9 protein-coding genes and 1 pseudogene are annotated in these 9,280 nt (G+C 61.4%); 6 read left to right on the top strand and 4 right to left on the bottom strand.

Annotated features, from left to right (window positions below):
• The 5 genes and pseudogenes from RTX98_RS18505 to RTX98_RS18485 form a co-directional block, all read left to right on the top strand.
• Positions 1-244 (top strand): annotated as a pseudogene (locus tag RTX98_RS18505) (thiamine/thiamine pyrophosphate ABC transporter permease ThiP); the annotation flags it as partial.
• On the top strand, positions 241-957 hold the full coding sequence (gene thiQ, locus RTX98_RS18500) for a thiamine ABC transporter ATP-binding protein (RefSeq protein ID WP_312798265.1): 717 nt from the start codon (positions 241-243) through the stop codon (positions 955-957). The pseudogene RTX98_RS18505 and the gene thiQ, both read left to right, overlap by 4 nt.
• A 256-nt stretch (positions 958-1,213) precedes the next feature.
• Positions 1,214-2,623 carry a M48 family metalloprotease gene (locus RTX98_RS18495; protein ID WP_312798267.1) on the top strand — a complete coding sequence of 470 codons (1,410 nt, stop codon included), beginning with the start codon at positions 1,214-1,216 and terminating at the stop codon, positions 2,621-2,623.
• A 240-nt stretch (positions 2,624-2,863) separates the two neighbouring features.
• The gene (locus RTX98_RS18490; protein ID WP_312798264.1) at positions 2,864-3,901 is read left to right on the top strand and encodes a hypothetical protein; all 1,038 of its coding nucleotides are present in this window, start codon (positions 2,864-2,866) and stop codon (positions 3,899-3,901) included.
• Between the two features lie 180 nt (positions 3,902-4,081).
• Positions 4,082-5,005: a cation diffusion facilitator family transporter gene (locus tag RTX98_RS18485; RefSeq protein ID WP_312798263.1), complete on the top strand. Its 924-nt coding sequence runs from the start codon at positions 4,082-4,084 to the stop codon at positions 5,003-5,005.
• A 19-nt stretch (positions 5,006-5,024) separates the two neighbouring features.
• Here RTX98_RS18485 and RTX98_RS18480 read toward each other — a convergent pair whose 3' ends face one another.
• Positions 5,025-5,891: an RNA polymerase factor sigma-32 gene (locus tag RTX98_RS18480; RefSeq protein ID WP_312798262.1), complete on the bottom strand. Its 867-nt coding sequence runs from the start codon at positions 5,889-5,891 to the stop codon at positions 5,025-5,027.
• Positions 5,892-6,166: 275 nt separating this feature from the next.
• Here RTX98_RS18480 and RTX98_RS18475 point away from each other — a divergent pair, with 275 nt between their 5' ends.
• A complete protein-coding gene (locus RTX98_RS18475; protein WP_312798260.1) occupies positions 6,167-7,288 on the top strand; it encodes an NADH:flavin oxidoreductase/NADH oxidase in 1,122 nt (373 codons plus the stop codon).
• A 70-nt stretch (positions 7,289-7,358) separates the two neighbouring features.
• Here RTX98_RS18475 and RTX98_RS18470 read toward each other — a convergent pair whose 3' ends face one another.
• From RTX98_RS18470 to RTX98_RS18460, 3 genes are all read right to left on the bottom strand, one after another.
• Positions 7,359-7,967, bottom strand: a complete 609-nt coding sequence (locus tag RTX98_RS18470; RefSeq protein ID WP_189505066.1) for a CarD family transcriptional regulator — start codon at positions 7,965-7,967, stop codon at positions 7,359-7,361.
• 348 nt (positions 7,968-8,315) lie between these two features.
• Positions 8,316-8,654 carry a ferredoxin FdxA gene (fdxA, locus tag RTX98_RS18465; protein WP_189505064.1) on the bottom strand — a complete coding sequence of 113 codons (339 nt, stop codon included), beginning with the start codon at positions 8,652-8,654 and terminating at the stop codon, positions 8,316-8,318.
• Positions 8,655-8,829: 175 nt separating this feature from the next.
• The gene (locus RTX98_RS18460) at positions 8,830-9,177 is read right to left on the bottom strand and encodes an RNA-binding S4 domain-containing protein (RefSeq protein ID WP_312798259.1); all 348 of its coding nucleotides are present in this window, start codon (positions 9,175-9,177) and stop codon (positions 8,830-8,832) included.
• Between the last annotated feature and the right edge of the window lie 103 nt (positions 9,178-9,280).

Raw genomic sequence — 9,280 nt, 5'->3', positions numbered from 1 at the left:
CGATTGGCCATCCTTGCGCCGCCCGCTCCTTGCCGCCTTCGCCTTCGCCATAGCCCTGTCGCTCGGCGATCTCGGCGTCATCGCCTTGTTCGGCTCGGATGCGGTGAAGACACTGCCCTATCTTCTGCTCGAGCGCATGGGCAGCTACCGTACCGCCGACGCGGCCGGGCTCGGCCTGTTTCTCGCCGCGCTGACCCTGGCGCTCATGCTCCTGTCCGACCGCCTTGGGAGAAGCCGGCAATGAATGGCCTCACCATCCGCTTCGACCAGGTCGCCTTCTCTTACGGTGAAGCCCAGTTCCTGTTCGACGCCACCGTCTCGGCCGGCACAATCACGGCTGTGATGGGCCCGAGCGGCTCCGGCAAATCCACCCTGCTCAACTTGGTTGCTGGCTTCGAAACCCCAGCAACCGGCCGCCTGCTGATCGGCGAGCAGGATATGCGCGATGTCGGGCCAGCCGAGCGCCCGGTGTCGATGATCTTTCAGGAAAACAACCTCTTCGCCCATCTCACCGTCGAGCAGAATATCGGCCTGGGACGCTCACCCTCCCTCAAGCTGACGCCGGAAGACAAGCACGCCATCACCGAAGCGCTCGAAGCCACCGGCTTGGCAGGCAAGCAAAAGCGCCTGCCGCGCGAACTCTCCGGTGGCGAACGCCAACGTGTCGCGATCGCACGCGCCCTCGTGCGCCAGCGTCCCGTTCTGCTGCTGGACGAACCCTTCGCCTCGCTCGGCCCCGCTTTGCGCGCGGATATGCTGGACGAGATCCGTGCCCTTCACGCCCGGCTCAACCTCACCATCCTGTTCGTGACGCATCATCCAGAAGATGCCAGCCGGCTTGCCCAAGACGTGATCTTTCTGGAAGACGGCAGAACAATCGCTCAAGGCTCCGCTGCCAGCTTTTTCAGCGAAAGCGGTCCGCTCGCCTTTCGCCGCTATCTCGGCCAAGTCGGTTAGCAGGCAGGTTTGTTGCCCGGATGACGACATAATTTGTCGCCAGACGTGAAACGCGTCTTGCGCCCTCTTGTTGTAAGACGCAGCAGGATGTGGCTAGGTTTCACGCAACCTCGTGGGCCGAATCCGAGAGTCGAAGGGGCGTTTTCTGAATCAGTCGTCGCATAGCACCCGGTCTCCGTCGAACATGGCGGGGAAACGCATCCGCCGCGTCGCGAGTGCCGTGGTGATGCTTGCGTTTGCGTCGGGCTGCGTCAGCATGGATTCGTTCAAGGACGATCCGTCGCTGAAATCTGTGCGGCCATCCGACAATCCCGTCACGGTCGACAACGTCCAGCGCAATGACCGGCTGGCCGCCGTCGCGAAGGCACAGCACCCGCGCATTCTCGCGACCTATGGCGGAGAATATTCCGACCCGAAGCTCGAGCGCATGGTGGCCAAGGCCATAGGCGCGCTGACGCTCGATCCGGAAAACCCGGCCCAGACCTTCCGCATCACCATCCTGAATTCGCCCAACGTCAACGCTTTCGCGCTGCCCGGCGGCTATCTCTATGTCACGCGTGGCCTGTTGGCGCTGGCCAACGATTCCGCCGAACTCGCTGCCGTGATCAGCCACGAAATGGCCCACGTCACCGCCAATCACGGTCTTCAGCGCCAACAGCGTGAGGCCGAAGAAGAGCTGGCCTCCAAGGTCGTCAGCGACGTGCTGGGCGGCGACCAGAACGCCAAGCTGGCGCTGATTCGCAACAAGCTGCGCATGGCCCAGTTCTCGCGCAATCAGGAACTGGAAGCCGACGCCATCGGCATTCGCGCACTCGGCCGCGCCGGCTACGACACCTTCGCGTCGCCGCGCTTCCTGCAGTCGATGGGCGCTTATGCCGATTTCCGCAATGTCAGTGGCGCCACCGATCCGAGCCTCGACTTCCTGGCGAGCCATCCCAACACGCCGCAGCGCATCGAGCTGGCGCAGCGCCACGCCCGCCAGTTCGGCACGCCCGGAACCGGTTCGCGCGATCGCGACTCCTTCCTCGCCGGCATTGATGGCCTGCTTTACGGCGACACGCCGGAAGAAGGCTATGTGCGCGGCCGCACCTTCCTGCATCCGCGTCTCGGTGTCTCCTTTACCGTGCCGGAAGGGTTCTCCATCGACAATTCCGCGGAAGCCGTGACCGCCACTGGCCCCGGCGACATCGCCGTGCGCTTCGACGGCGTCACCATCGACCGCAACACCACGCTCGCCAACTATCTGCGCTCCGGCTGGGTCGCCGGCCTGGACGATGCCAGCGTGCGCGAAACCACTGTCAATGGCAGCGAAGCCGCCAACGCCAAGGCGAAGGTCGATGGCTGGCAGTTCGATGTCACTGTGGTTCGCGCCGGCGATCAGGTTTACCGCCTGCTGACCGCCGCACCGCTCGCAAGCCCCGCACTCGACACGGTTGCCGGCACGGTCACCTCCAGCTTCCGCGTTCTGTCGCCGGAAGAAAAGGCCGCCCTGAAGCCCCTGCGCGTTCGCGTGGCGATCGTTCGCCCCGGCGACACGCTGGCGTCGCTTGCCACGCAGATGCAGGGCGTCGACCGCAAACTCGACCTCTTCCGCCTCCTCAACGCGCTGCCGCCAGGTGCGACGCCTGCGCCTGGGGATAAGGTCAAGATCATCACCGATCGGTAGACGGAAACGTTCTTCGGACGCTGCACGCCTCTTAGGGCTGAATGGACTCAGCCATCAACTGCAAGCAAAGCGTGGGGTTCGCCCTCCAACCCCATTGCTGGCGCATTGCTCACTGCCTGCGCTATGCTACACATTTCGCGCCGAGCTTCGTGAGTTTTGACCCTGCAAACTTCAATCCCTCTCGATCTTACTGGCCCTGCCAGTCATACGTTGAAGCTGGAGGCCGGACGGGGCGATCTCATGATCGGCCCCAAAGGCTCGGGCAAGCCCGACCTTATTGTGGAGCCCACGAGCAGGGTTAACTGGCAGGTCTTTGATGCCATAAGCACTGGCGCCGGGTATAATTGGCCGCGCTTTCTTGCATACGAAGGCAACGACGTTTCGATCTTCGATTGGTTGAAAACGCGCGAAACGGAGCGGCTGACCTTCCGCCCCTGCGCAGATCTTACCATCGACATGTCGGACGCAAGGCTGGACACATTGGAGATCGAGCCGCGCGGCTATGGTCTGCGCCTTACCCTCCCCATTGGGCTGCGCAGGCTTGCCATCAAGGGCGATCCGAGCGTCATTGACTGGGCGCATACTCCAGACTTCGACAACATACAAGTCAAGATTTCAGCCAGCACCGATTTTGACCTGACCAGTCTGCATGGCTTGAAATGGCGAGAGAACATCCGCTATCTCGGCATTACCCGCGCAGTGGTCGGGGACGAAGGCTTCGATTGCGCCAGTCTGACCCAATGCAAAATTCTGCAGTTTTTGCGGCTCTATGGTGGGATGCGGAATCTTGAAGCCTTGTCGCAACTGCCGCTTCAAGGGCTCGAGTTGCGGTTTGTGCCTGACCTATCAAGCCTGCCGAATGTTTCAGGCTGGCCGTTGCAAAACTTGGTCGCCTGGAATGTCGATGAAGCGCGTGGCAACCAATTAGTGACCGAGCTGAAGTCTACGGGGAACGAGGTTCGGATCAGCCAGTTGCGCAGCAAAGCTTGGTTCGTCGCCGAACATGGCCTCCCCTTTGCTGCCTGGCCTAAGAAAAATGAAAAACCTGCCAGCAAGGCTTTCAAGTCTGCCGCTAAACATCTGAGCAAGGCGAATGCACCGGTGGAAGCCAAGGCCGTCATCAAGGCGTTCGCCGACGCCATAAACGCGCTCGATGGTATCGAGACATCGGAGCGCGAGGACGCTGCCGAAGCTGTGCGGCTCCTGGCGGAAACACGACCTGATCTGATCTCGGCCGAACAGGCGCAATCCCAGTTCGACGTGGTTCGGCGCTTCTAATCTACAGTTCACAAACCAGTCGCTGACCCTCCAGTCTTGAACGCCCCGGGAATGATCCTGTCCGATGAACCTTGACTTCTCGTGCGTGGACCAGATCGGTGGAGACGGCAGCTATGCAGGGGCAACCGACCCAGGGCAGACCGGAAGGAATACCCCTCCACCCCTTCAGGACTCCACACCATGAAAACGGAAGCCTCCGTCCTCCGGCTGTCGATCGTGGTCACGCTGATGACGGCTGTGGTGGGTCTTGGCTTCGGCCTTTTGTCGGGCTCGTCGGCCATCCTGTTTGATGGCGTTTACACGCTGATCGATGCCTCGATGACCGGCGTTGCCCTGCTGGTGTCCAGCCTGATCGTGCGCTCCGGCACCAAGCAAGGCAAGCCGCGCTTCATGGAGCGCTTCACGATGGGTTTCTGGCATCTGGAGCCGATGGTTCTGGCCTTGAACGGAACCCTGCTGATGGGTGCGGCCGTTTACGCGCTGTTGACCGCGATCGAAAGCCTGCTTGCCGGCGGTCGCGTGCTCGCCTTCGACCAGGGCATCGTCTACGGCACCGTTACGGTTCTCACTGCCGTTGTGATGGCTACTCTGGTGCAGCGGGCTAACCGCCACCTTGGCTCCGAGCTTCTTGCGTTGGACGCCAAGGCCTGGTGGACCTCGGCCGCGCTCACGGCCTCGCTGCTCGTCGCCTTCCTGTTCGGCTATCTCATTGAGGGAACCCGGTGGACATGGTTGATCCCCTATGTCGACCCGGTCATCCTGATGCTGATCTGCCTGATCGTCATCCCGATCCCGATCGGCACCATCAAGCAGGCCTTGTCCGACATGCTCTTGGTCACACCGGTGGAATACAAGCGCGAGGTGGACCGCGTCGCGGAAGCCATCGTGGAGCGATATGGCTTCATCGGCCACCGCGCTTATGTCGCGAAGGTAGGGCGTGGCCGTCAGATCGAGCTGTGCTTTATCGTGCCGGTCGGACAGCCGCCACGACGTCTGGAAGAATGGGATGCCATCCGCGACGAGATCGGTGAAGCGATCGGCGATGCAGGCCCCGACCGCTGGCTGACCATCGCCTTTACGACAGACCCGGATTGGGCCGAATGAAGCCTGCCCCGGCCGAAGATCAGGCCGCGATCATCTGCAATTCTGGATTGACCTTGATCAGCGCTGCACGGAGCTTTTCCATGGCGCGGTTTTCGATTTGGCGAACGCGCTCCTTGGAGATGCCGAGCTTGGCGCCGAGCGACTCCAGCGTCGCGCCGTCATCCTGCAGGCGGCGCTCTTCGATGATCCGGCGCTCGCGCTCGTTCAGCACCTCCAGCGCCGAGCCCAGCCAGCGCGAACGGCGCTCCACATCGATAGTCTCGGTTACGATTTCGTCCGGCAGCGGAGCGTCCGACACCAAAAAGTCCATGCGATCGGAAGCGCCGTTCGAATCGTCGCCGCTTACGGGTGCGTTGAGCGATGTGTCATAGCCCGACAGACGCGAGTCCATCACGGCGACATCGGCCACCGTCACGCCCAGCACCGTCGAAATCTCCTCGTAGATCGCAGCGTTGGACAGAGGCTCGGAGCCCTGTGCCAACCGCGCACGCAGACGGCGCAGGTTGAAGAACAGCGCCTTTTGCGCCGAACTGGTGCCGCCGCGAACGATCGACCAATTGCGTAGAATGTAATCCTGGATCGAAGCGCGGATCCACCAGGTCGCATAGGTGGAGAAACGCACTTCGCGATCGGGTTCGAAGCGGGCCGCAGCCTCCAATAGGCCGACATGGCCTTCCTGGATCAGATCGCTCATCGACAGGCCGAAATAACGGAACTTGGCCGCCATTGAAATGACGAGCCGCATATGGGCAGTGGTGATCTTGTGGAGCGCTTCCTGATCCTGATGATCTTTCCAGCGCAAAGCGAGGTCGTGTTCCTCGCCCCGTTCGAGATAGGGAGCCTTCATGGCGGCGCGGATCAAGGTTCGCTTTGCCGTATCGTCCATGGTGCTACCCCGCTCATTGAACCGGCTGTTACGCCATGCCTGGGAGAGGGAATTCCAACGCTACTCGCAGCCGGCGCGAGTCCCAGGCGTTGAATGAACGCGGGATGAACGGGAATGTTCCAGGAAAACGAACTAGCGCTGCCGGTTTTATTTTCAAGCTGTTCACGAAAGTGCCCCTAGGCACATCCCCAACAAACCCCAATATCCCGGGCTCGGCGCATCACGGCTGTTAAGCTCCTTCCCATGCGCCGCGAACTCCCAAGGACAACGCATCTATGACCAATCTTTTTGAACCCTATTCCCTTGCCGATCTGACTTTGAAAAACCGCTTCGTGGTTGCGCCCATGTGCCAATATTCCGCACAGCAGGGCATGCCCAATGACTGGCACTTCGTTCATCTCGGCCGCTTTGCGCTCGGCGGCTATGCGCTGGTGATCGCCGAAGCCTCCGCTGTTTCCCCCAAGGGCCGCATCACCTATGCCGACACCGGCATCTGGAACGACGAGCAGGCGGCTGAGTGGAAGCGCATCACCACTTTCCTGCATGCCAATGGTGCCGCTGCCGGCATCCAGCTCGCCCACGCCGGCCGCAAGGCTTCGACCGCCCTGCCGTGGCGCAAGGGCTTCGACGAGACGGCAGAAGAAAAGCAGATCTACGCCTTTGAAAACTGGACCCCGGAGGCACCGAGCGCGGAGGCCCACGGACCGGACTTCGTTGAACCGTCCGAGCTAAGCGTGGAAGCAATCGCGCAACTGGTGCAGGATTTCGCCGACGCCGCCAAGCGCTCCGACGAGGCCGGCTTTGACGTGGTCGAGATCCACGGCGCGCATGGCTACCTCATCAACCAGTTCCTGTCGCCGGTCGCCAACCACCGCACCGACGCCTATGGCGGCTCGTTCGAAAACCGCATGCGCTTCCCCCTGGAAGTCGTGAAGGCCGTGCGCGCCGTTTGGCCGAAGAGCAAGCCGCTGTTCCTGCGCGTCTCCGCCACCGACGCCCTGCCGGAAGGCCTGACGCCGGATCACGTCGCCGAATTCGCGAAAAAGGCCCATGCCGCCGGCGTCGATATGGTGCATTGCTCGTCGGGCGGCTTTGCCGGTGCTTCCATTACTGCTGCGCCCAACTACCAGGTGCCGCTGGCTGCCGCCATCAAGCAGAAGGCGGGCGTTCCTACCACGGCCGTCGGCCTGATCGTCACGCCGGAAGATGCAGCGCAGATCATCGACAACGGCGATGCGGATCTGGTTGCCATGGCGCGCGGCGCGCTCGACGATCCGAACTTCCCGCTTCATGCCCGCCGTGCGCTGGGTGGAACCAAGGGCGGCGATTATTCGGCATGGCCACGTCAGGAAGGCTATGCGGTGCGCGGCATGGACAAGGTGCTGGGCCGCGCCTGACGCACTGAACGCACGACAACAAAAAAGCCGGCTCGAAGCCGGCTTTTTTCGTCTCGAGGGGAGCCGCTGATTATGCGGCTTCTTCCTGTTCTGCCTCGTCAGCATCCACCGCGTCCGCATCATCGCCTTCGGCGACTTCATCGGTCTTGGCGCCGCGCTTCGGCCCCTTGTTCAGGTTGACCTCGATCAGGCGAACGGCTTCGGTATCCGACATCTTGTTCACAGCCGCGATCTCGCGCGCCATACGATCGAGTGCGGCTTCATAAAGCTGGCGCTCGGAATAAGACTGTTCCGGCTGGTTTTCGGCGCGGTAAAGGTCGCGCACCACTTCCGCGATCGAGATCAGGTCGCCCGAGTTGATCTTCGCATCATATTCCTGCGCGCGGCGCGACCACATGGTGCGTTTGACGCGAGCGCGGCCCTGCACGACCTTCAGTGCGCGATCGACATAATCGGTTTCTGACAGCTTGCGCATGCCGATCGAGGTTGCCTTGGCGACCGGCACCTTCAAGCGCATCTTGTCTTTCTGGAAGTCGATCACGAACAGTTCCAGCTTGTGTCCTGCGACTTCCTGCTCCTCGATGGCGGCGATGAGGCCCACACCATGCGAGGGATAAACGATGTATTCCCCGGTTTTGAAACCGTTCCGCGCAGCCGACTTCTTCTGCTGGATAGCCATACGCACTCACTCCTGTGTTCGGGGTCGACGTTTCAGTCGACCAACCGCTTGACCGGTTCGGTCAAAACTCGTAACCGCTTGCACACGAACACACCGATCGATCGCATCCGAAACCAAATCATCCCGGCCAAATGCGCGAAGCATCGGGCCAAGCATGTCTTGGTCGAAACGATCAATACCTCTGGGATTGTGGCATAAGCGCCATAAGGGGATGGTGTGTCACCGGCATTTGTGGATCAGTATCACAAAAAGCGGGACGAATCAAGATTTTGCTGCTTGCGCATGCACGCGCACTTTGCTGCCTGAGAGATGCTCATCAGGCAGGTCACGAGGGAGTGCGGCTTTCGCTTAGTCGCCTGTGCCAGGTTCCGCCGAAAAGTACTTTTCCAGCTTGCCCGGCTCGCCGTCATGCTCTTTGGCCTCGGGCAGCTCGTCCTTTTTCATGGTCAAGTTTGGCCACTTTACGGCATATTCCGCATTCAGCGACAGCCACTTGTCGAGACCCGATTCCGTGTCGGGCTTGATCGCGTCGGCCGGACATTCCGGCTCGCATACGCCGCAATCGATGCACTCATCCGGGTGGATGACGAGCATGTTCTCGCCTTCATAGAAGCAGTCGACCGGACACACCTCAACGCAATCCGTGTATTTGCAGCGGATGCAGTTGTCGGTGACGACATAGGTCATGATAAACGGCTCCCCGAAGGAGGCTCGATGCAAAAGCGCGATCGAACAGAAAATGGCTGTTATGGCTAGGGCGGAGGTAGTCCCTTTGGCCGGGACTGACAAGGGGAGCAAATGCCGCGCTTTGATGCCGCGGCGGAAGGATTTTCCTTAGACCGCCGACGAGGCGAAAACCCGGTTAATCCTCATCTCCATCCAGATCGTCATCACCGTCCTCGTCCTCAAGTTCGGTCGCCGCCAGAACGGTTGCCGGATCCGTTGGTGCGGACAGATTTGCATAAAGCGTGCGCGCCTCGGCAGCCGGCCCCCGCCGCGTGCCGGGCTGCTCCACGCGCACCACCAGCACCTGGTTCTGGAAGGTGATGGTCAAGACATCGCCGACCTTCACCGCGCGCGCGGGGTTGTCGACCTTGTCGCGATTGACGCGGATCTTGCCCGCCGCAACGAGCTTCGCGGCGAGCGTGCGCGACTTTTGCAGGCGCGCGAAAAACAGCCATTTGTCGAGGCGCTGTCTGCCCCCGTCCATTTACTTCTTCAGCTGGTCGCGGAGCGCCGCGAGCTTGGCGAAGGGCGAGTCCGGATCGATCCGTGCTGGCCGCTCGTCGCGCTTGGGTGCCGAGGAGAACTTG

It is taken from the genome of Tianweitania sp., from assembly GCF_032053605.1.
GTDB lineage: Bacteria > Pseudomonadota > Alphaproteobacteria > Rhizobiales > Rhizobiaceae > Tianweitania.
Note: the sequence above shows the minus strand (reverse complement) of the source record. Positions and strands in the feature narration are given on the sequence as shown.

Excerpts from the sequence above, each read along its gene's own strand:
- RTX98_RS18480 (WP_312798262.1), bottom strand. The coding sequence starts at position 5,891 with ATGGACGATACGGCAAAGCGAACCTTGATCCGCGCCGCCATGAAGGCT.
- RTX98_RS18485 (WP_312798263.1), top strand. The coding sequence starts at position 4,082 with ATGAAAACGGAAGCCTCCGTCCTCCGGCTGTCGATCGTGGTCACGCTG.
- fdxA (WP_189505064.1), bottom strand. The coding sequence starts at position 8,654 with ATGACCTATGTCGTCACCGACAACTGCATCCGCTGCAAATACACGGAT.
- RTX98_RS18470 (WP_189505066.1), bottom strand. The coding sequence starts at position 7,967 with ATGGCTATCCAGCAGAAGAAGTCGGCTGCGCGGAACGGTTTCAAAACC.
- RTX98_RS18475 (WP_312798260.1), top strand. The coding sequence starts at position 6,167 with ATGACCAATCTTTTTGAACCCTATTCCCTTGCCGATCTGACTTTGAAA.
- RTX98_RS18460 (WP_312798259.1), bottom strand. The coding sequence starts at position 9,177 with ATGGACGGGGGCAGACAGCGCCTCGACAAATGGCTGTTTTTCGCGCGC.
- thiQ (WP_312798265.1), top strand. The coding sequence starts at position 241 with ATGAATGGCCTCACCATCCGCTTCGACCAGGTCGCCTTCTCTTACGGT.
- RTX98_RS18490 (WP_312798264.1), top strand. The coding sequence starts at position 2,864 with ATGATCGGCCCCAAAGGCTCGGGCAAGCCCGACCTTATTGTGGAGCCC.
- RTX98_RS18495 (WP_312798267.1), top strand. The coding sequence starts at position 1,214 with ATGGATTCGTTCAAGGACGATCCGTCGCTGAAATCTGTGCGGCCATCC.